The sequence below is a fragment of the Marinovum algicola genome (assembly GCF_900109145.1).
Taxonomy (GTDB): domain Bacteria; phylum Pseudomonadota; class Alphaproteobacteria; order Rhodobacterales; family Rhodobacteraceae; genus Marinovum; species Marinovum algicola.
The window spans coordinates 123,419-144,199 of the sequence record NZ_FNYY01000003.1 but is presented as its reverse complement, the minus strand read 5'-3'; the positions used below and the strand labels follow the sequence as shown (position 1 = coordinate 144,199).

Sequence of the window (20,781 nt, the reverse complement as noted above, 5' to 3'; positions counted from 1 at the left end):
CGCACCATCTCAAAGCGGTTTGCACGATGTTTGTCGTTTCATGAAACTCGCAATTATCCGCCAACGCCTGCCGTCCGTGGCGCCGACGCTGGCCACGGCAGCGGCGATCGAGGTCGGTCACCTTGGCAACTTTCAGTTGCCGATTCCGTTTCTGCTCTTGATCGCAAGCATGATGTACGCCGGCACCACCGGAGGCCGGATCGGCGGCATGCTGTCGGCGGCGATCTGTAGCGTGATGCTGCTGCACGGGCATGTCAGCGGCTTTGGACCGCAGATGATCATCGCCTCGCTACCGCTCACCCTGGCCTCGATCGCGATTTTCGCTACCATGGGCTATTTCGTCGGCCGCATCGCCGATCAACGCGATGCGCTGATGGAAAAACGCCTGGAGGCGCAGCGCCGCGACCAGGAACAGCCCCTGTTGCTGGCCGCCAAGGTCGCCGGGATGGGCTATTACATCTGGGACACCGTAAACGACCTGCCGGTGGTGGTCTCCGAACAGCACGCCCGCAATCACGGCGCCAGCGTCGAAGCCTTCCTGGCCACCGCGGCCTCTGTCGGGGGCGCAATCGGCCTGGTGCATCCAGACGACCGGCAGCGGGTGAAGGAAGGCTGCCGCGAGGTATTGAAAGGCGTGCCGGTGACGCTGGAATACCGTGTTCCCGTCGGCGACGAGACGCGATGGATCCGGGCCAGCGTGGAACCGCAGACAGACGACTGCGGCAATGTCGTACGAGAGGTCTGCGCCTCGCTCGACATTACCGAGCAAAAGACCAACGAACGCATTTTTGCCGAGGCGCAACGGCTTGATGCCGTCGGGCGTTTGACGGCTGGAATTGCCCATGACTTCAATAACATACTGACCGTTGTTACAGGAAACGTCGAACTGTGCCGCCTGGAGAGCGACAGCGCTGATCAACGCGAGCTCCTGACCCAGGCGCTTGACGCTACCGCCCGCGGGGCCAAGCTCACGAAACAGCTTCTGGCCTTTGGCCGCCGTTCCGTGCTGGCGCCAGAAGCGCTGGACGCCAATCGCGTGATCAACCGGCTGGATGGGCTGTTCCGGCGCACCCTGCCTTCGACGATCCGCGTTGAAACCCAGTTGGGGCGCGATCTGGGCCCGGTCAAGGCCGATCGCACCCAGCTCGAAAGCGCGCTGTTGAACCTTGCTATCAATGCGCGCGACGCCATGCCCGACGGCGGCGAGCTTATTGTGACAACCCGCAGCCAGACGATCACCGAGGCCGAGCCAACCGCGGGATTGGAGGCGGGCACCTATGTCGTCATTTCGGTCGCCGACACAGGAACCGGCATCTCGGAAACGGCGCTGGAGCGGGTGTTCGAACCGTTTTATACAACGAAGCCAATCGACAAGGGTTCGGGGCTCGGGCTGCCGATGGTCTATGGGTTCGTGATCCAATCCGGCGGCCATATCACGCTCAAGAGCCAGCCGGGGCATGGCACACAGGTCGAGATGTTCCTGCCCCGCGCCACCAGCGAGTTGGAAACCGCCCCTGACGACGCGCCTGCGCCCGCATCCGAGGCAGTTTCTTCTCCGGTCGATCTGCCTGAAATGGGCCTTCTGATCGAAGACCCCGCGGCCTGGCAAAAGACGGCACAGACCCGCCGGGCCCCACAATGAATCAGGCTGAGGCAATGCGTGAAGTTTGCCCGGCATCCCTATGAAATGAATACTACCTTGCCACCACGATGTCGGCCTGAAGCCCGCCAAGCCGCTCTGAGTGCCCCAGTCGCAGCACCCCGCCATGGGCGCGGGCGATATCGGTCGCAATGGCCAGCCCCAGCCCGACCCCGGGCGCCCGGTTCTGGTTGCGGGAACTGTCGAGCCGCACGAAGGCCCGCGTCGCCGACAGCCGCATGTCTTCGGGAATGCCCGGGCCGTCATCTTCGACCCGAATGCGCAAGGACGTCGCCGTCAAGCTCGCGCTCAACTCGCACTTCGTCCCGTAACGTGTTGCATTTTCGATGAGATTCTCCACTGCGCGCCGGATTGCAATCGGCCTCAGCGCGATCTGTCCCTCCCCCTCGATCTGGCCCAGGGTCACCGGTTTTTCCGCCCGCTGCGCATCCTCGACGATCCGTCGGATCAGCCGCATCGGATCGATCAGGTCCGGCGTGCTCTCTTCGGCATTGCCGCGCACGAAATCGAGGAATTCGTCCAGCATCCGCTCCATCTCGCGCACGTCGCGCTGAAGATCGGTCACCTCGTCGTCCTCCAGCATCGACAGCCCCAGCTTCAACCGCGTCAGCGGCGTGCGCAGATCGTGGCTGACCCCCGAGAGCAGCAGCGTGCGCTGTTCGATCTGCCGCTCGATCCGGGCGCGCATATCGAGAAAGGCATGCCCCGCCGCCCGCACCTCGACCGCGCCGGAAGGCGAATATGGCACCACCCGTCCGCGGCCGAAAGCCGAGGCCGCATCCGCCAGCCGGGTGATCGGCCGCAACTGGTTGCGCAGGTAGATATAGGCAATCGGCGTCATGATCAGGCTGAACAGGATCATGTTGAGAATCAATTGATGCGGGTTCGAGGCCGAGACCCCCTTGCGATCGAACCGCAGCTCCAGCACCCCCTGCGGCAGATCGATATAGACCAGCGTGTCGCGATCATTGGGCAGCGCGATGGCGGCGATCCCCTCGAGTTCGCTGCGCAATTCCCGGATCACCACCAGACCCGACAAATCGAACCAGCGGCGGGTGTCCTGCTCCGGCGCGATTTCCTGCCAGCTCAGCGTGTAATCCAGCGCCTCGGCCAGCGGCTGCATGGCCGCCGTCGCGGCATCGCGGCTGTCTCCGGTCTCGACCTGCGCCACGATCAGCCGTATCTCGTCGCGGACCGAACGGGTGAGCTGTTCGGTCACGCCTTCGAAGTGACGCTGAACAAAGATCACCGTCACCACCAGCTGCAAGGTCACCACCGGCAGCACCAGAATCAAGGCGGCGCGGCCATAGAGGCTGCGCGGCATATAACGTTTGAGCCATTCGAACGACATGGGTAAGGCTTAGCCGCACAATCCGCCGCATAGAAGGAAAACCCGCATGGCCGCCGAGGAAAACCCGCCCGTTCCGGGGCTTGCAGAGCCGCTTGCCCCCGGTCTGCTTCGCGTGCTTGCGCCCAATCCCTCGCCGATGACCTTCTGGGGCACCAACAGCTATCTGCTCGGCCGCCGCGAGATCGCGGTGATCGATCCCGGCCCCGACGATCCGGCGCATCTCGAGGCGCTTCTGCGCGCCTTGCCCGCCGGTGCGCGGGTCCGCCATATCATCGTCACCCATGCGCATCGCGATCATTCGCCCCTGGCCCGGCCGTTGGCCGAGGCCACCGGCGCGCCCGTTCATGCCTTCGGCCCCGCCACCTCCGGCCGCAGCGCCGTGATGGCCGCCCTGGCCGACAGCGGGCTGAGCGGCGGCGGCGAAGGCGTCGACCGCGGCTTTGTGCCGGATGAGATCCTGACCGACGGCGCCGGCCTCCGCACAAGCGAATGGGAGCTGACCGCGCTGCACACGCCCGGACACATGGGCAATCACATCTGCCTGGCCTGGGGCGACGCGCTGTTTTCCGGCGATCACGTGATGGGCTGGGCCTCGTCGCTGGTTTCGCCGCCCGATGGCGACCTGACCGATTTCATGGCTTCCTGCGCGCGGCTCGCCAGTCGCCACTGGCAGCGGTTCTACCCCGGCCACGGCGCCCCGATCGCCGATCCCGCCGGCCGGCTCGCCTGGCTGATATCGCACCGCCACGCCCGCGAGGCCGAAATCCTCGCCGCCCTGGCCGATGGCGCGTTGACCGCGACCGAGCTTGCCGCGCGGATATACCGCGACACCCCCGCCGCCCTGCTGCCCGCCGCCAGCCGCAATGTCTTTGCGCACCTCGTTGATCTGACCGGCAAAACCCGCGTGGCGCCGGAATCTGAGCTGGGCTTCGACGGTGGTTTCACCCTTTCCGCGGGGTCATGAATTTTTCTGCAATTTTCTGCCAAAACCCTCTGGACGCCCCCAACCGGCCTCGTTATATCACCCCTCGTGTTCCGGCGTAGCTCAGCGGTAGAGCAGTTGACTGTTAATCAATTGGTCGTAGGTTCGATCCCTACCGCCGGAGCCAAAATTCCCTAAGGGGTCGATTTCATTGGTTGAGCCCCGACCGGCGTCGGAGCGACAAGTGCACGTGCCCAGAATGGTGCACAGACCCGTGCACTCATCGGTACGCAAGCGCGACTCCCTGATGCCCTGGAACCCGTTCCGGAGCACATACCATGGCCGGAGCCGCACACCCCCCCTACTTCGAAAAACGCCCCTCGGGCAATTTCTATCTGCACTGCCTTCGGCAAGCCGCTCCGGCGACAGGTTGCGCAGCGGCCATTTGCCCGACACCTCGGCGATCCGCGTCCGCGTCGCGGCAGAGCAGCTGCTCGCAGTCACCAGCGCGCTTCCCTCGATGTCGGGCAGGCTGGCCGCGGCGGCTGCGCCCAGCAGGCCTTCCTCCCGCAGGGCCTCGGGCAAGCCCATACCAAGGCCCGAGCCGCCGGTGACCAGCGGCATGCCCCGCGCCGCGGCCGATGGCGCGCAGGTCATCATCGCTCAGCGCGTCGATCACCGGATAGGGACAGCCCGGCTCCGCAAAGGCCGCGATGGCCGCCCGGATCGCGGCAGCGCCCTGCCGCACGGCCTGATGCGTGACACGTCCCGCCGCTTGGATGCTCTGTGCCGCCATCAACGTCATCAGCCGCGCCTCGCGCATCGGGTGAGCGGATGAACCGTCGGGCACGCCGATGATCTGCGCGACCCGCACGCCCGCCTTGACCCAGGTGTTGGCCAGATCGGTCGCGCCGGTGAAATCCTCGGCGATGGCGCCAAGGCAAACGGGCATTTCGATGCCTCCTATCCGGCGGCCAGATCTTTGGCGGCGACGCATTCGAGCAGTGCGTCGGTCATGGCACGGGTGCCCATGTCGCCGCCGAATTCCATCGGACGCAGGCGGTTGGCCGCAAACCCCGCATCGACCGCGCCTTCAATCAACGTGGCGGCGCGGGCATATGATGCGTCGTTTGATTTCTCGGCCAGGTAATCCAACATCAGCGCCCCCGAGAGTACGGCGGCCAGCGGGTTGGCCTTGTCCTGCCCGATGATGTCGGGCGCCGAGCCATGGGCCGGCTGGAACAACCCGGTCTCGTCGCCGATCTCGGCGCAGGCGGCCATGCCCATCCCTCCGACCAGCCCGCCGGCGAGATCGGACAGGATGTCGCCGAACATATTCTCCATCACCAGCACATCGGCCTCCCAAGGCGCTCGGACGAGGTGAAGCGCCTGCGCGTCGACATATTGATAACCGGTCGGAATATGCGGAAACTCCGGCGCAATCTCGTCAAAGATCTTTCGGAAGAAGGCCATCGAAGCAAAAACGTTTGCCTTGTCGACACAGGTGACGCGCCCGGGCTTGCCGCGCTCTTTCCGCTTTTCGGCGAGGCGAAAGGCAAATCGGTGCAGCTTCTCGGTCGTCGCGCGGGTAATGCGCAGGGTATCGCGCACCTCCTCGTCGCCGCGAATGTCGCTGCGGCCATGGGCGGCGGCGGAATAGAACAGCCCTTCGGTGGATTCGCGCAGGATCACCATGTCGATCCCGGCGGCACGCGGATCGGCCAGCCTTTGCGGCGCATTGGGATAGGCCTTGACCGGGCGCACCCCGGCATAAAGCCCGAAGCGGTCGCGCAGGCGCAGGTGGGGGCTGATTTCGGTGCCGTCCGCATGGCGGACCGACGGCAGGCCGATGGCGCCAAGAAAGATCGCATCGGCGGCCCCGGCGCGGGCTTCGCCGTCCGGCTCAATGTCCTGGCCGCTCTCGGCAAAGCACCCTGCCCCGGCGCGGATTTCGTCATATTCCAGCGGCTGCGCGCCGGCCCGCGCCAGGGCGGCATCCACCACCTCGACGGTGGCGTCGGACACATCAATACCTATGCCATCGCCCTTGATAAGGGCGATTTTCAATGTCGTTCCCATGTATAGTGCTCCAGTGTCGTCCGACCGTCAGAGATTTGCGAGCCGGTAGTTTTCCAGGATTGCCAATAGCTCCTGCGCGGCGCGCTGTCGGTGCTGTCGGAAGGCGGTGCGCGCGGCATCGGGGTCGCCGGCGCGGATATGTTCAAGGATGGCACGATGATCGGCGGTGGATTTCTCGGGCAGGTGGCGCATGCGCAGCGTCACCATCCGGGCCCGGTGCGCCTGGTCGTTGAGCAGGCCGATGTATTCCATCAGCCGCCGGTTGCCGTGCAGTTCCAGCAGAAGATGGTGAAACCGGTCGTCCGCCTCGGCCCATACATCGAGATCCCTGGCTTCCAGCGCCGCCTCCATTTCGGCGGTCGCCTCTTCCAGCGGCTTCAGCGCCGCCTCTGTCGGCCTGCGCCCGGCCAGCGCCGCCGCCGCCTCCGGCTCCATCGCTGTCAGGATCTCGTAGATTTCGGCCATGTCGGAGGCCTGAATCGGCAGCACCCGTGCACCGCGCCGCGGGATCAACTCCACCAGCCCCTCGATCTCGAGCCGGATCAGCGCCTCGCGCACCGGCGTGCGACTCATCCCCAACCGCAGGGCAATCTCCGGTTCCGGCACCTGATAACCGGGCGGCATCCGGGCGGAGCGGATCTCTTGCTTGATCTGCGTGTATGCGTCGCTGACCCGTGTCGGTTTTGACGATTGCGCCATGGTGCCTCTCCTTCGCTGACTCACTGCTAACTTATATTGGCATACGTCGTCAAATAAAATAATGCATACATTGACGCGTTCGTCGAAAAATGCTTTGTAGTCGAAACCGGCCCGACTCGCTCTGTGCAGTCGCTGCCCGGAGCAAATGAGAGGCCTGGCATCGGGCCGGAGGAGGAAAGACATGACACAGAAATTCATCATCGCCGCCATTGCCGGCCTGCTGGCCAGCGGTGCGGCGGCGCAGCAGAACCTTCAGGTCCAGACCTCGACCCAGTCGGGCGGCTTTTCCTTTGGCTACATGAATGACAACTGGACGCAGAAGCTGCCCGAGATGACCAACGGCGAATTGACCGTGGAATTCCTGCCCATCGGATCGGTCATGCCGCGAAACGAAACACCCGATGGCGTGGCCGCCGGTGTGCTGTCGGGCGATCTGACCTCGATTGCCTATTTCTCGGGCCGCAACCCGGCCTTTGCCATTCTGGGCGACCTGATCGCCGGCTACGACACGCCGCAGCAGGTACAGCAGTTCTGCCGCGAAGGCGGCGGTGCCGAGGCGCTGCAAGAGCTCTGGAATGCCACCCTGCCCGGCCTGATCCATGTCGTCGGGTGTGGCGCGGTATCGAAAGAAGCGCTGGTCTCGACCGTTCCGATCCGGTCCATCGAGGATCTTCAGGGCCTCAAGATCCGCTCGCCCGAGGGCCTCGCCGCCACCGTTTTCCGCAAGGCCGGTGCCAGCCCGTCGAACATCCCCTTTGCCGAGGTGTTCACCTCGCTGGAAAAGGGCGTGGTCGATGCCGCCGATGCGTCGGCTTACGTCAACAACGACCAGAACGGTTTTCACCAGATCGCGCCCTACCCGCTCTATCCCGGCATCCACTCGATGGCGGTGCACCAGTTCACCATCAACAAACGGCTCTGGGACGGGCTGAGCCCGGAGGCGCAGGCCGGGCTTGAGAAATGGTATTACGCCGCCTACGCCGATCTTCTGGCCGCGCTCGATGCCGAGGACAAGTCGCTTGTCGAACGCGACAAAGCCGACCCCGAAATCGAGGTGATCGACTGGGCGCAGGAAGACCGCGACGCCTTTCGCGCGGTGGCGGTGGAAGCCTGGGAAGAGACCGCCGCAAAATCGCCCGAGGCCAGCGCCGCGCTCGATGCGCATCTGGCCTTCATGACAAAGATCGGGCTCCTGAACTGATCCGACGCCCCAAGGCGGACGGCCCGGACCAACGGGCCGTTCGCCCCAGCATGCAAAGGAGGCATGACCCGATGAGACAGCGCTTCGTTACCGCCGTCGGCAAGTTCAGCGTCTTTCTGGGCAAGGCCTGCGGGCCGTTTTACATCGCCGCGATCGCCCTGTCGGTCTGGGAGGTCTTCACCCGCTATGCGCTGGACGCGCCCACCGTCTGGACCACCGAAGTGGTGATGGCGCTGTGCGCCACTGCCTGGATGATCTCGGCCGCCGCCGTGACCCAGCAGCACCGGCATATCACCGTCACGGTGATGGAGATCGTGGTCGGCCACAAGACCTGGACGCGGATGCGCCGGGTGGCGATGGCGGTCAGCCTGCTGGCGGTGGTTGGCCTGCTATGGGCCAACTGGCAGCCCTTCCTGCGCGCCACCGCGCATCTCGAGCGCTCCGGCAGCGCCTTCAACCCGCCCCTGCCGACCTACCTGAAGGTCATGATCGTCTTTGCGCTGATCACCTATGCCCTTCAGATCCTTGCCAACCTTCTGGACCGAAAACGCCAGACACACGACCACGGTACAGGCCACATGGATCTGACCGTGGACATGAAGGACTGACCCTATGGGCATCGAAATCATCACGCTCCTGATCATCGCGAGCCTGTTCTTCCTGATGGCGGTGGGCGTCCCTCTGGGTGCCTCGACGCTGCTGGTCTCGCTCACCGCCGCGCTGTTGAAATTCGGCGCGCCGGGGCTGATCCTGGTCAGTTCCAACGTTGTCCATGTGTTCGAGAAATACACGTTGGTCGCGGTGCCGTTCTTTGTCTTCATGGCCAATATTCTCGAACGCGGCGGTGTGGCGCGCGAGCTTTTCACCTCGATGGCCATTCTCGGCGGCCGGATGCGTGGCGGCGTGGCGGTGCAGACCGTCTTTGTCTCGGTCATCCTGGCGGCCATGTCGGGCATCGTCGGCGGCGAGATCGTGCTTCTGGGTCTGATTGCCCTGCCGCAGATGTTCCGGCTGGGCTATGACCGCAAGCTGTCGATCGGCACCATTGCCGCCTCCGGCTCCCTGGCCACGCTGATCCCGCCGTCAGTGGTGCTGATCGTCTATGGCTCCGAGGCCGGCGTTTCGGTCAAGGACCTGTTCTCGGCCGGTTTCCTGCCCGGCTTTCTGCTGGCGGGGCTCTATATCGCCTATATCCTGATCCGCACCCGGCTGAACCCGGCGCTGGCGCCGGCCTATGATGCGCCCGAGGCACAGCTGCCCTTCACCCAGCGATTGCGCTACATGACCGGGCTGATCCTGCCCTTCATCCTGATCGGCGGTGTGCTGGGCTCGATCTATACCGGCGTCGCCACCGTCACCGAGGCCGCCGCGCTTGGCGCCACCGGGGCCGTGGTCCTGGCCGTGCTGCGGCGCGAGCTGACCTGGGCGGGCCTGCGCGACGGGCTGTGGAGCACCACGATCACCACCGGCTCCATCGTCTGGCTGGTGGTCGGCGCGGTGAGCCTCGTGGGGATCTACAATCTTCTGGGCGGCACCGCCTTTCTCAAGGGAATGCTGACCGGCATGGACGTGGCGCCGATCGTGGTGATCCTGATCATGATGGGGATCATCATGCTGCTGGGCACCTTCATGGACTGGATCGCCATCGTCTTCATCACCGTGCCGGTGTTTGCCCCGGTGGTGGTGGAACTGGGCTACGATCCGGTCTGGTTCGGCATCCTGTTTGCCATGAACATCCAGATCTACATGCTGAGCCCTCCTTTCGGCCCGGCCTGTTTCTACCTGAAATCGGTGGCGCCCAAGGACGTGACGCTGCAAGAGATCTTCCTCGCCGTGCTGCCCTTCATCGGATTGCAGCTGATCGGGCTGACCCTCGTCCTGATCTTCCCGCAAATCGCCCTTTGGCTTCCGAGCCTGAGCCACTGACAATTTCGGAAAGGACCACTCATGCAGACCTCCGATGACAATGACGACCTGCCGGTTTACGACTTTGGCTGGTGGCCGGAAGTGGCCGGGGCGGTTGGGGTCGCGGCGCTGATCACCTTCCTGATTTCCTTTGCCACCGGCATCATGTAGGTCAGACTGCCCGGCTCAGCTCGGCTGACCGGGCAGTATTGCATTTTACATGCGCCGCGCCGTGCGCCCTAGAACATGGTGTCGGGCAGCAGCATGCTGATCACCGGAACATAGGTCAGGATCAGCAGGGCGAGCAGCATCAGAAGGATCGTCGGCAGCGTGGCGCGGAATACCTCGCCGAGCTTCATGTTGGCCACACCCATGGCAACGAAGAGGTTCAGCCCCACCGGCGGCGTCAGCATGCCGACCGACAGGTTGACCAGCATGATCACCCCGAAATGGATCGGGTCCACGCCGACCTGTTGCGCGATGGGCATCATCAACGGCCCCAGGATGATGATCGCCGAGGCGCTGTCGAGGAAACAGCCGGCGACCAGCAGGATCAGATTGAACAGCGCCATGACGACGAAGCCGTTGCTGGTGTCGCTGAGAATGTAGCCGGCCAGCTGCGCCGGCGTGCCGGAACTGGCAAGCAGCCAGGAAAAGGCCGAGGCGCCGGCGGTGATCAGCAGCAGCGGGCCCGAAATCAGCCCGGTGTTGCGCAGCACCGTAAGCGTTTCGCGCAGCGAAATGCTGCGATAGATCACCGCCCCGACCAGCCAGCCATAAAGGCAAGCAGCGGCGGCGCTTTCGGTCGGGGTGAACACGCCGGAATAGATGCCACCCAGCAGGATCACCGGCAGGCCCAACCCCCAGGCCGCGCTCTTGAGGGCACCGAGAATGCCGGCAAGCGTCGGCATGGCATCGCGCGGATATCCCTTGCGCGCCGAGTACCAGCTTGCATAGGCGATCAGGATGCCGCCGATCAGGATCGCCGGCAACAGCCCCGCCGCAAAGAGCTTGCCCACCGAGGTGCCGGTGACCGAGCCATAGATGATCAGCGCGATCGAGGGCGGCACGATCGGGCCGAGGGTGCCGGCCGTGGTGATCAGCCCGATCGAGAAATACTTGTCATAGCCGGCCTTGACCATGGCCGGATAGAGGATCGACCCGATGGCGATGACCGTCGCCGGACTCGAGCCCGAGATCGATCCGAACATCAGACAGGCCACCACCGCCGCCGCCGCCAGGCCGCCGGGCAGCCAGCCGACGATGGCACGGGCCAGGTTGATCAGCCGGTCCGAGAGCCCGCCGATCCGCATCAGTTCCGCCGCGAGGATGAAGAACGGGATCGACATGAGCGAAAAGTTGTTCATGCCCGAGAACATGCGCATCGGCACAAGCACCGGGTCCAATCCGCCCCAGAAATAGAAGGCCGCCGCCACCGCAAGCGCGAGCGCCGCAAAGATCGGCAGGCCGAAGATGAGAAAGGCGAAGAAGACGGGGACTAGAGCGCCAACCATAGGGAATCCTCAGCTCGTTTTGATGTCGACCTGGGGCGGTGCATAGCTGCGCCCCGCCACAAGGTCTTGCAGCACCAGAAGATATCTCAGCACCATGAAGCCGCCGGAAATCGGGATGACGCTGTAGATGTAGCCCACCGGAATGCGCAGCGCCGGCGAAAGCTGGCCCATGCGCGACGTGTTGACCACCAGCTTGCCGCCGTACCAGATCAGCACCCCGGCAAAGATCAGACCGAGGCAGGTGGCCCCGATCTGAAGAAGGGTCGTCGCCCGGGGCGAGACAAAGGCATAAAGCGCCTCGACGCTGATATGCGAGGCATAGCGCACCCCCATGCCCATGGTCAGAAAGCTCATGGTGATCAGCGAATAGAGGATGACCTCTTCCGACCAGTAGAGCGAGTTGTTGAACACGTAGCGTGCAATGACCTGGGCAATGGCGACCAGGGTCGCGGTCATGATCAATCCCGTGACGAGCGTGTTCTCGATCAGGTCGACTATCCGATTTAACCAGGTGATCATGTCCGCACCCCTCGCTTTGCTTATTCGCCTTTGGCGGTGGCGATCGCCTTGTCCATCAGGGCGGGCGTCACCTTGTCACGGAACTCGTCATAGATCGGCTGCGAGGCTTCGACAAAGGCGGCCTTGCCTTCGGGCGAAAGCTCCTGGATCTCGATCTGGTCCTTGATCATGTCGATGATCTTGGCCTCGTCCTCATCGGTGAAGATGCGGGCGGCATCACGGCCGACGATCATCGCATCGCTGATCACGGTCTGAAGGTCTTCGGGCAGGCTGTCCCAGGCCTGCTTGTTCATCACCGCCGCATAGGTGTGATAGGCGTGCCGGGTCAGGGTCATGTAGTCCTGAACCTCGTAGAATTTCATCGACGCGATATTGGCCAGCGGGTTTTCCTGCCCTTCGACCACGCCCTGTTGCAGCCCGTTGTAGACCTCGACATAGGCCATGGCCGTCGGATTGGCGCCATAGGCGCGATAGGTGGCCAGGATGGTCGGCGCCTGAAGCGTGCGCATCTTGATCCCCGAAAGATCGTCGGGGCTGGAAATCGGGCGGATGTTGTTCGTCATGTTGCGGAAGCCCGCGCCCCACATGGCGATGCCGTGCAGATTGTTCTTGCCCAGCGTGCCCAGCAGCTCGGTGCCGACCTCGCCGTCCAGAACCCGCTTCATCGCCGCGTCGTCGCTCAGCAGGAACGGCAGATCGAAGAGGTACATCTGTTCGTTGAAGTTGGCGAGGTTGCCGGTCGGCGGGATGGCGATATGGACAAGGCCCATCTGGGTCTGCTCGATGATCTCGACGTCACCCCCCAGCTGCGCGGCGGGGCGGATGTTGATGGCGATCCGGCCGTCCGAGTTCTTTTCGACCTCGTCCTTGAAGACAACGGCGGCACGGGCGTTCGGCGTGTCCTCGGTCAGGACATGCGCAAAGGTGAAGGTGTATTCCGCCGCATGGGCGGCGCCGGCAAGCGCGGTGCCCAGCGCCAGAACGATGGCTTTGCTAAACAGTTTCATGGGGTCTCCTGTTGGTGAGTGGTGGGTTATTGGTGGTATTCGAAAGCGGCGCGGCCCCCAGCATCTCGGGGCCCGAACCGATGACGCGCTCGACCGCGACGGCCGCGGCCAGCAGCCGGGCCTCCTGCATCGGCGGCGCAATGATCTGCAATCCCGAGGGGATGCCATGCGCGTCGAGCCCGGTCGGCAAGGTCACGGCGCACCAGCCAAAGAGATTGACCAGCGCAGTATTGCGCAGCGCCATCATGTTGGCCCGGCGATAGGTTTCCCCATCCGCCAGATCGGCCAGCCTGGGCGCGGTGATCGGCACCGTGGGCGACACAAGGACATCCACAATGTCGAAGACCTCTGCCGCTTTCCGGCCGCAGTGTGCCAGACTGGCCGCGCGTTGCAGGTACTCCGCCGCCGAGACATCGTCCGCCGCCTGGACCCGTGCCATGACCGTCGGGTCGAGCCGCGCGATCCGCTCCGGAAAGTTCCGGTCGAGAAAGGCGCGCAGCTCCGGCGCGGCAAGCCCGCCGGCACGGAAAATCGCCAGCACCTCGTCGACGCAGGCCAAGGTGACCTGGGTCAGGGACGCGCCTGATTTTTCGAGCATTTGCAGCGCCGCCCGGGTGTTTTCGGCAATCGAGGGGTCGATATCGTCCCAGACGGTGTTCTGGATGACGCCGATGCGCAGCCCGGTGACCGCGCCATTGGCGGGAACTTCCGGGCGCTGCGGATCGATCGCGGCAAAGGCAAAGGCGAGATCGGCAATGCTGCGCGCCAGAAGCCCCGGCGTGTCGAGCGAGGGAGACAGCGGAACGATCCCGTCCAGCGACCAGCGGCCATGGGTGATCTTCAAGGCGGTCTGACCGGTCAGCGCCGCCGGAATACGGACCGACCCTGCGGTATCCGTGCCCAGGGCCAGGAGCGCCGAGCCCTGTGCCAGCGAGACGCCGGCCCCGGCGCTCGATCCGCCCGGCGCGCGCGGCGCATCGGGCGCCGACCAGGGGTTGACCGGCGTGCCGGCATGGGGGTTCGTGCCCAGGCCGCCAAAGGCAAATTCGACCGTATGCGTCTTGCCGGTGACGATCCCCGATTGCGCCAGAACCGCTCCGACCACCGGACCCGAGACTTCCCGATCCGCCGGAAAGGCCGCGTCGGTGCCCGCGTAGGTCGGCAGGCCCGGCACGCCGAACAGGTCCTTGACCGATACCGGCACCCCCATCAGGGGCCCGAGATCAATGCCGGTGGCCAGCAGCGTATCGACCGCACCGGCCTGTTTGCGCGCCCGGTCGCCGCACCAGGTGCGATAGGCATTGAGATGCGGCTCGGTCGCGTCATGCCGGGCCGTCGCCTGCAGCAAGAGGTCGGACGATCTGAGCGTGCCGTCGCGCAGCTTGGCCGCGATTTCAGCCAGGGATCTTGTCTGTGAATTTGCGCTCACCGGCGTGGCTCCTTCCGTCCTCCGATTCTGGGATGACCATATGAGCTAATCCGATCCGCACTATAGCCGTGATTTGCACCCGGCCCCGGGGATGGCCCGGCCACGAAAATCACGATGTGCACATACCCATTTGTTTTTGCTGCGTTATTCACAACGAAAGCACGGAAAATTCGGGCGATGCGTTGCCGATAGGGCAACAAAGCGTTGACCTCACAGCACGCCGCAACGCTTTCAAAATGCCTAGTTTGCACGCGACAGCAGCGTTCAAACTGGAGACACATGATGCCGCACACCACCGAAGCCCGCCTGAACGAAATGGGGATTATCCTGCCGCGCCGGCCCAAGCCGATTGGCAATTACCTGCCCGGCGTCGTCGTCGGAAATATCCTCTATACCTCCGGCACTCTGGGAACCCAGCCGGATGAAAACGACAATGACGTGCTGCCCCATGTGGGCAAGGTCGGCTCTGACCTGACCATCGAGGAAGGATATGCCTCGGCCCGGCTGATGGCGATCAATCACCTGGCGATGATGAAGGCGGTTCTGGGCGATCTCGACCGGGTCAAGCGCATCGTGAAGATGATCGGCTATATCTCCTGCGCCCCCGGCTTCACCGAGCCGCATCGGGTGCTGAACGGCGCATCGGACCTTTTTGTCGCGCTATGGGGCGAGGAAAACGGAAAACACGCCCGCGCTGCGCTGACCCAGCACGAGCTTGGCCTGAACGCCCCGGTCGAGGCCGACATCACGATCGAACTTCACGCCTGAGCCCCGCGCAGACGTTTCAATATCCTGGCGTCCAGTTTCTCGCTTTTCGGGAAATTGGACACCAGCGCATTGATAAAGGCCTCGCAGGCCGGTGATCGGCGCTGGTCGCGGCGCACGATGGCATAGATGAACCGGTGGTCGAAATCCTTGCAGTCGAGGTTCAGCGGCACCAGTTCGCCGGCCTCGACCTCGCGCAGGGCGGCCTGCAAGGGCACATAGACAATCGACGTCGTGCGGACGGCGTGCCGGATCAGGAAATGCAGCTGATCCGCCACCATGATCGGTTTCGGGCGCGCCGCGATCTTGCGAAAGGCGCGGTTGATCAGGTGATGAATGCCGAAACTGTCATCGGGCAGCACGCAGGCCGCCTCGACCAGATCGCCCAGGTGCAGCCGCCGCCCGTCGGCCAGCGGATGCAATGGCGGCGCCAGCGCCAGCAGCGGCTGCTGCCACTGCCCGACAATCTCGATCATCGGGTGCGTAAAATGGTCGTAGACAAAGCCGACCTGGCAAAGATGCTGTTCCAGCGCCTCCAATACCCGCTCGCGCCCGCGGATCCGTACCCGGAAATCGATTGCCGGAAACTTCTGGCGAAACGCCTGGATCTGTTCCGAGAGGAAGGGATCGGAGATCCCCTCGACGGTGGCGATCGAGACGCTGCCGGCCTTCAGCTTCAGCAGGTCCGAGATTTCGCCCTTGACCAGATCCACCTGGTCAAAGATTGCCGCGAAATGCTCGGCCGCGACCTTGCCGGCCTCGGTCAGCTCGACCCCATTGGCGCGCCGCTCCACCAGCTGGCCATCGAATTCGCGCTCGAGCTTGGCCAATTGCCGGCTGATCGCCGACGGCGAAACATGCAGCCGATCGGCCGCAAGCCGGATCGACCCCAGCCGAACGACCTCGAGAAAATACCGACATGCCGTCAGATTGACCATCGCTGCATCGCCTTGCCTGTTCCAACCCTTCGCGGTGCCGCCTTTGCCCCGGGCGTCATGCTAGATGCTGTCCTTGACCCGATCCCAGGTCTTTTTGAGGTGGCTCGCCATGGACTCGCCGAGGCGCGGCCCGTCCCTGTCCTTCAGCGCGCGCACCATGTCCTCGTGATCGGCGACCGCGCCGGACCAGGAATCGGGTTTCTGATTGCCGATGTAACGAATCCGCTTGAGCCGGGCCTGGATGTTGGCCTGCATCTCCACCAGCGTTTCGTTCTTCGACAATTCCGCCAGCCGCGCGTGAAATTCCTGGTTCAGCTTGTAATAGGGCAACCGCTCGCCGGTGCGGTAACATTCCATCATCCGGTTATGAAGTTCTATCAGGGCCGAGATTTCCGGATCGCTCGCCCGTTCACAGGCCAGTTCGCCAGCCAGCTTTTCGAGATTGCCCAGCACCTCGAGCATGGAAAACACGTCATCCGGCGTCAGCTTGCGCACGATACTGCCTTTCGAGGGCCGCACGATCACCAGCCCCTCGGCGGCAAGCGTGCGCAACGCCTCGCGGAACGGTGTGCGAGAGACCCCCAGCTCGTCGATGAGACGCGCCTCGTCGATTCGGCTCCCCGGCTCCAATGTTCCTTCAATAATCAGATCGCGCACCTTGCTCACGACCTGGTCATGGAGAGAGCGATTGGTGATGGCAAGCGAGGAACCCATCCACTAGTCCTTTGATTCAACTGCAATATTCGCGGCAATTTGCGGCAGATTCATATTATCCAAAAAAAACCTGTTCGTCCATACTTGCGACATGTATACAAAATACATTGGACGGATATGCGATTTGCTGTCCGCAAGGGAGAGGAGACCAATCAATGAAAATTCTCAGAACCGGCATGACTGCCAGCCTGATGGCCTGTGTTGCGGCGCTGGCCGGCGCCCCGGTGGCCGCCGAGACCTATATCGTCGCGGTGGGTGCCGCCTCGAACAGCCTTCAGGGGCGCAGCGCCGCCAAGTTCGCCGAAGACCTCCGGGCCGAGCTCGGGGATGCCCATAGTGTCGAATTCTATGCCGACGGCCAGCTTGGCGATGAAAAGGAGCTGATGCAGAAGCTGCGGCTGGGCACAGTGCAGTTCACACTGGTCTCTTCGATCATGACCAACGTCGCGCCGGAATTCGCCCTGTTCGACATGCCGTTCCTGGTGCAGGACCGCACGCATCTCAAGGCGATCGATGCCGAAATCGTGCAGAAACAGCTTGCGCCCAAGGCCGAAGACGCCGGGCTCAAGGTGCTGTCGACCTGGGAAAACGGCTTCCGCCAGATCACCAACAACTCGCGCCCGATCAACACGCCGGCCGATCTCGACGGGCTGAAGATCCGCACGCCGTCCTCGGAATGGCGGGTTGCCATGTTCAAGGAATGGGGTGCAAACCCGACGCCGATGTCGTTTTCCGAGGTATTCGTCGCCTTGCAGACCGGCACGATGGACGGCCAGGAAAACCCGCTGACCAACATCACCGGGGCGAATTTCCAGGAGGTGCAGAAACACCTGAGCCTGACCGGCCACGTTTATTCGCCAACCTATCTGACCACCGGGCTTCAAACGTGGAACGCCCTGCCCGACGACGTGAAATCCGCCGTCAGCAGCGTTGCCGCCACAGTGCAGGACTGGTCTCTGGCCCAGGGTGAGGCCGCCGACAATGCCCTGGTCGACAAGGTCAAGGAAGCCGGCATGGAGGTCAATGTTGCGGACAAGAAAGCCTTTATCGCGGCCTCGGCGCCGATCTACGAGGCCTTTGCCAACAAGGTCGAGGGCGGTGCCGAACTGGTGAACAGCGCCCAGGCTCTGGCCAACTGATCAACCGCAACAGCGTCGGCCGGGTTCCCCCGGCCGGCGGCTTTTGACTTGAGGGGAATTTGCGCGATGGTCGCGAAATTCGAAAAGGTGATCCTCTGGATCATCGAAACTATCTGCCTGGCCCTGCTCGTCACGCTGGCCGTGGCGGTGATCTATTCCACCACCATGCGGTATCTCGGGTCGTCGCCGTCCTGGTATGACGAGATCGCCAGCGTTCTCCTGGCCTGGCTGACCTATTTCGGCGCGACCTATGCGCTGTTCCTGCGCCACCACATGAGCTTTGGCGGCATTGTCGCCGCGCTGCCGAAACGGGCCGCCGTAGCCCTGGCGCTGCTGTCCGAGGTGCTGGTGATCGGCTTTTTCTCGGTGGTCGCCTGGTACGGCAATGCGGTTCTGGCGGTGGCGAAGTGGGATTCGCTGCTCTCGATCCGCTGGATGACGCTCGACATCGTGCAATCGGTGATTCCGATCACCGCTGTGCTGATGATCCTCGGCACCCTGCTGACCATGCCGCGCGCGCTGCGCTTTGCCGCCTCGGGGATCGATGCCGAACACGCCGAGATTGAACAGGCCATCGCCGAGGCCGAACGCGAAAACGAGAAAATGTCCGGAAAGGACACGACGAAATGATCCTTCTTGCCACCACGGTTTCGCTGATCGGGCTGATCCTGATCAACGTGCCGATTGCCGTTGCCATCGGCATTGTCGCCCTGGGCGGCCTCCTGCTCACCCCCGGCGGCGCCACGCTGTATGACATGGCCATCGCGCTCTACTCCGGCACAACGTCGTTTCCGCTGATCGCCATTCCGCTGTTCATCCTCGCGGGCAACCTGATGAACACCTCGGGCATTTCCGTGCGCCTGATCAACTTCGTCACCGCGCTGATCGGCTTTGTCCGCGGCGGGCTGGGCATGGTGAACATCGGCGTCTCGATGGTCTTTGCCGAGATCTCGGGCTCGGCCGTCGCCGATGTGGCCGCCACCGGCACCGTTCTGATCCCCGAGATGAAGAAACGCGGCTATTCCCGCACCCTGGCCGCGGCCATCACCTCGTCCTCGGCCTCGCTCGCGATCATCATCCCGCCGTCGATCCCGATGATCCTCTACGGCGCGATCGCCGAGACCTCGGTGCTCAAGCTCTTCATCGCCGGTGTCGTGCCGGGTGTGCTGGGCGGCGTGTTGTTGATGACCGTCACCTACATCATGGCCGTGCGCTACGACCTGCCCCGCGCCGAAGGGTTCGACCTCGGCCACGTCTGGCGCTCGTTCAAAGAGGCGCTCTGGGCGCTGATGATGCCGGTCATCATCCTGGGCGGTATCTTTTCCGGCCTAGTGACGGCGACCGAAGGCGCCGGGCTGGCGGTGTTGGCGGCGCTGGTGATCGGCATCTTCATCTACCGCGATCTGGATGTGTCGCGCCTGCGCAAGGTGATGCTCGAAGGGGTCAGCCAGACCGGCGTGGTCATGTTGCTGGTCGCCACCTCGGCCGCGCTGGGGCTGTTTCTGACCCAGGCGCAGGTGCCGCAGCAACTGGCGCAGCAGATCACCGAACTGACCACCAATCCGCTGATCGTGCTGGCGCTTCTGAACCTGCTGCTGCTGGTGCTGGGCATGTTTCTGCACGGAGCCGCGGCAATCATCCTGGTGGTGCCGGTGGTCATGCCGCTGGTCAATGCAGTGGGCATCGATCCGATCCACTTCGGCATCATGGTGACGCTCAACCTCGCCATCGGACAACAGACGCCGCCCGTGGCCTCGGTGCTGATCACATCGTGCTCGATCGCCAAGGCGGGCATCTGGGAAACCTCGCGCACCAATCTGCCCTTCATCGGCGTGCTCGCCTTCATCCTTCTGCTGGTCACCTATGTGCCGCAGGTGTCACTCGCTCTTACGGGGTTCATTCAATGACCGATCCGAAACCACGCATCGCCATCATTCCCGGCGACCCCTCGGGCATCGGGCCGGAACTGATCGCCCGCTTGCTGAACGAGGACGGCGTGCGCACGGCCGCCGAGATCCTGCTGATCGGCGATGCCCATGTCTGGCAACAAGGCGCCGAACAGGCAGGGCTTCCGCTGGATCTGATCGAAACCGGCGAGACCGAGATCGGCTCGCAGGAGGGGCTGGCCTGGCTGCCGATGCAAACCATCACACCCGACGAGGTGCGGATTGCCGAGGTGACGCAAGCGGGCGGAAGATGCAGCCTGCGCTGTCTCGACAAGGCGCTCGATCTGGCGCTGGCAAACAAGGTCGACGGCGTGCTTTTCGGCCCCTTCAACAAGGCGGCGCTGACCAGCGCCGGCCTCGACGCCGAGGATGAGCACCGCTACATGGCGCGCTACATCGGGTTTGACGGATATCACAGCGAAATCAACGTGTTGGGGGATCTGATGACCACCCGCGTCACCAGCCACATTGGCCTGCGCGACGTGGCCGAGCGGATCACCACCGAAGCGGTGGAAAAGGCCATCGGCCTGGCCGAAGACACGCTGAAACGCGCCGGCAACACCCGGCCGCATATCGCCGTGGCCGCGCTCAACCCCCACGCCGGCGACAATGGCAAATTCGGTCGCGAGGAGATCGACGTCCTGCAACCCGCGATCGACGCCGCCCGGGCCCGGCAGAAAAATGTCACCGGCCCCTGGCCCTCGGACACGGTATTCCTCAAGGCGCAACGCGGCGAGGTCGATGCCGTGGTCACCATGTACCACGACCAGGGACAGATCGCGATCAAGCTGATGGGGTTCGATCGGGGCGTGACCGTGGCGGGCGGCTTGCCGATCCCGGTGGCCACGCCGGCCCATGGCACCGCCTTCGACATCGCTGGCCAGCGGCAGGCCAATGTCGGCGCGACGCTGCAAGCCTTCAACCTGCTCACCCGCATGGCACGCAACCACCGCGCCGCACGCGCCGCGGCGTGACCTTCAAATCGGAAAAGGC

General features: G+C 63.8%; 21 protein-coding genes and 1 tRNA gene. 12 read left to right on the top strand and 10 right to left on the bottom strand.

Annotated features, from left to right (window positions below; all coding sequences use genetic code 11):
- Window positions 1-40 precede the first annotated feature (40 nt).
- Complete coding sequence (locus BMW90_RS06190; RefSeq protein ID WP_074835602.1) at window positions 41-1,642, top strand: two-component system sensor histidine kinase NtrB; 1,602 nt, start codon at window positions 41-43, stop codon at window positions 1,640-1,642.
- Window positions 1,643-1,694: 52 nt separating this feature from the next.
- On the opposite strand, the gene BMW90_RS06185 is transcribed toward BMW90_RS06190, so the two are convergent.
- Window positions 1,695-3,011: an ATP-binding protein gene (locus BMW90_RS06185; protein WP_074835601.1), complete on the bottom strand. Its 1,317-nt coding sequence runs from the start codon at window positions 3,009-3,011 to the stop codon at window positions 1,695-1,697.
- A gap of 46 nt (window positions 3,012-3,057) precedes the next feature.
- Here BMW90_RS06185 and BMW90_RS06180 point away from each other — a divergent pair, with 46 nt between their 5' ends.
- Window positions 3,058-3,975, top strand: coding sequence for an MBL fold metallo-hydrolase (locus BMW90_RS06180; RefSeq protein WP_074835599.1), 918 nt, complete (start codon window positions 3,058-3,060; stop codon window positions 3,973-3,975).
- Between the two features lie 70 nt (window positions 3,976-4,045).
- Window positions 4,046-4,120: transfer RNA gene (locus BMW90_RS06175), tRNA-Asn, on the top strand.
- Between the two features lie 204 nt (window positions 4,121-4,324).
- Here the strand turns inward: BMW90_RS06175 and BMW90_RS06170 are convergent.
- The 3 genes from BMW90_RS06170 to BMW90_RS06160 are packed head-to-tail and all read right to left on the bottom strand — an operon-like array spanning window position 4,325 to window position 6,711.
- The gene (locus tag BMW90_RS06170) at window positions 4,325-4,885 is read right to left on the bottom strand and encodes a four-carbon acid sugar kinase family protein (RefSeq protein WP_074835597.1); all 561 of its coding nucleotides are present in this window, start codon (window positions 4,883-4,885) and stop codon (window positions 4,325-4,327) included.
- A gap of 11 nt (window positions 4,886-4,896) precedes the next feature.
- On the bottom strand, window positions 4,897-6,000 hold the full coding sequence (locus BMW90_RS06165) for an isocitrate/isopropylmalate dehydrogenase family protein (protein ID WP_244526438.1): 1,104 nt from the start codon (window positions 5,998-6,000) through the stop codon (window positions 4,897-4,899).
- A 39-nt stretch (window positions 6,001-6,039) separates the two neighbouring features.
- Window positions 6,040-6,711, bottom strand: a complete 672-nt coding sequence (locus BMW90_RS06160) for a GntR family transcriptional regulator (protein ID WP_074835594.1) — start codon at window positions 6,709-6,711, stop codon at window positions 6,040-6,042.
- Between the two features lie 181 nt (window positions 6,712-6,892).
- Here BMW90_RS06160 and dctP point away from each other — a divergent pair, with 181 nt between their 5' ends.
- From dctP to BMW90_RS27180, 4 genes are all read left to right on the top strand, one after another.
- Window positions 6,893-7,912, top strand: a complete 1,020-nt coding sequence (gene dctP / locus BMW90_RS06155; RefSeq protein WP_074835592.1) for a TRAP transporter substrate-binding protein DctP — start codon at window positions 6,893-6,895, stop codon at window positions 7,910-7,912.
- Window positions 7,913-7,983: 71 nt separating this feature from the next.
- Window positions 7,984-8,520: a TRAP transporter small permease subunit gene (locus BMW90_RS06150; RefSeq protein WP_074835591.1), complete on the top strand. Its 537-nt coding sequence runs from the start codon at window positions 7,984-7,986 to the stop codon at window positions 8,518-8,520.
- Window positions 8,521-8,524: 4 nt separating this feature from the next.
- Window positions 8,525-9,838 carry a TRAP transporter large permease gene (locus BMW90_RS06145; protein WP_074835589.1) on the top strand — a complete coding sequence of 438 codons (1,314 nt, stop codon included), beginning with the start codon at window positions 8,525-8,527 and terminating at the stop codon, window positions 9,836-9,838.
- 21 nt (window positions 9,839-9,859) lie between these two features.
- Entirely contained in the window at window positions 9,860-9,988 is a 129-nt protein-coding gene (locus BMW90_RS27180; protein WP_274565440.1) for a hypothetical protein, read from the top strand.
- A 68-nt stretch (window positions 9,989-10,056) separates the two neighbouring features.
- Here BMW90_RS27180 and BMW90_RS06140 read toward each other — a convergent pair whose 3' ends face one another.
- From BMW90_RS06140 to BMW90_RS06125, 4 genes are read right to left on the bottom strand one after another with little or no spacing between them, the layout of a single operon-like run.
- Complete coding sequence (locus BMW90_RS06140; protein WP_048531635.1) at window positions 10,057-11,331, bottom strand: TRAP transporter large permease; 1,275 nt, start codon at window positions 11,329-11,331, stop codon at window positions 10,057-10,059.
- A gap of 9 nt (window positions 11,332-11,340) precedes the next feature.
- Window positions 11,341-11,850 (bottom strand): TRAP transporter small permease, encoded by a 510-nt coding sequence (locus BMW90_RS06135; protein WP_048531633.1) that lies wholly within the window; start codon window positions 11,848-11,850, stop codon window positions 11,341-11,343.
- Between the two features lie 20 nt (window positions 11,851-11,870).
- Window positions 11,871-12,857: a TRAP transporter substrate-binding protein gene (locus BMW90_RS06130; protein WP_048531632.1), complete on the bottom strand. Its 987-nt coding sequence runs from the start codon at window positions 12,855-12,857 to the stop codon at window positions 11,871-11,873.
- Window positions 12,844-14,286 (bottom strand): amidase, encoded by a 1,443-nt coding sequence (locus tag BMW90_RS06125; protein WP_074835588.1) that lies wholly within the window; start codon window positions 14,284-14,286, stop codon window positions 12,844-12,846. The genes BMW90_RS06130 and BMW90_RS06125 overlap by 14 nt, the downstream gene beginning before the upstream one ends.
- A gap of 282 nt (window positions 14,287-14,568) precedes the next feature.
- On the opposite strand from BMW90_RS06125, the gene BMW90_RS06120 reads away from it, so the two are divergent.
- Window positions 14,569-15,054, top strand: coding sequence for a RidA family protein (locus BMW90_RS06120; RefSeq protein ID WP_074835802.1), 486 nt, complete (start codon window positions 14,569-14,571; stop codon window positions 15,052-15,054).
- Here BMW90_RS06120 and BMW90_RS06115 read toward each other — a convergent pair.
- Both BMW90_RS06115 and BMW90_RS06110 read right to left on the bottom strand, forming a co-directional pair.
- Complete coding sequence (locus BMW90_RS06115; protein WP_074835586.1) at window positions 15,045-15,989, bottom strand: LysR family transcriptional regulator; 945 nt, start codon at window positions 15,987-15,989, stop codon at window positions 15,045-15,047. The genes BMW90_RS06120 and BMW90_RS06115 overlap by 10 nt on opposite strands.
- A 60-nt stretch (window positions 15,990-16,049) precedes the next feature.
- Complete coding sequence (locus BMW90_RS06110) at window positions 16,050-16,703, bottom strand: GntR family transcriptional regulator (RefSeq protein WP_074835585.1); 654 nt, start codon at window positions 16,701-16,703, stop codon at window positions 16,050-16,052.
- A gap of 155 nt (window positions 16,704-16,858) precedes the next feature.
- On the opposite strand from BMW90_RS06110, the gene BMW90_RS06105 reads away from it, so the two are divergent.
- The 4 genes from BMW90_RS06105 to BMW90_RS06090 all read left to right on the top strand — a co-directional run bounded on the left by BMW90_RS06105 (window position 16,859) and on the right by BMW90_RS06090 (window position 20,762).
- Complete coding sequence (locus BMW90_RS06105) at window positions 16,859-17,842, top strand: TRAP transporter substrate-binding protein (protein ID WP_048531623.1); 984 nt, start codon at window positions 16,859-16,861, stop codon at window positions 17,840-17,842.
- Between the two features lie 66 nt (window positions 17,843-17,908).
- Entirely contained in the window at window positions 17,909-18,472 is a 564-nt protein-coding gene (locus tag BMW90_RS06100; RefSeq protein ID WP_074835584.1) for a TRAP transporter small permease, read from the top strand.
- Window positions 18,469-19,749 (top strand): TRAP transporter large permease, encoded by a 1,281-nt coding sequence (locus BMW90_RS06095; RefSeq protein ID WP_048531621.1) that lies wholly within the window; start codon window positions 18,469-18,471, stop codon window positions 19,747-19,749. Before BMW90_RS06100 ends, BMW90_RS06095 begins: the two co-directional genes overlap by 4 nt.
- The gene (locus BMW90_RS06090; protein ID WP_074835582.1) at window positions 19,746-20,762 is read left to right on the top strand and encodes a 4-hydroxythreonine-4-phosphate dehydrogenase PdxA; all 1,017 of its coding nucleotides are present in this window, start codon (window positions 19,746-19,748) and stop codon (window positions 20,760-20,762) included. The genes BMW90_RS06095 and BMW90_RS06090 overlap by 4 nt, the downstream gene beginning before the upstream one ends.
- Window positions 20,763-20,781 lie beyond the last annotated feature (19 nt).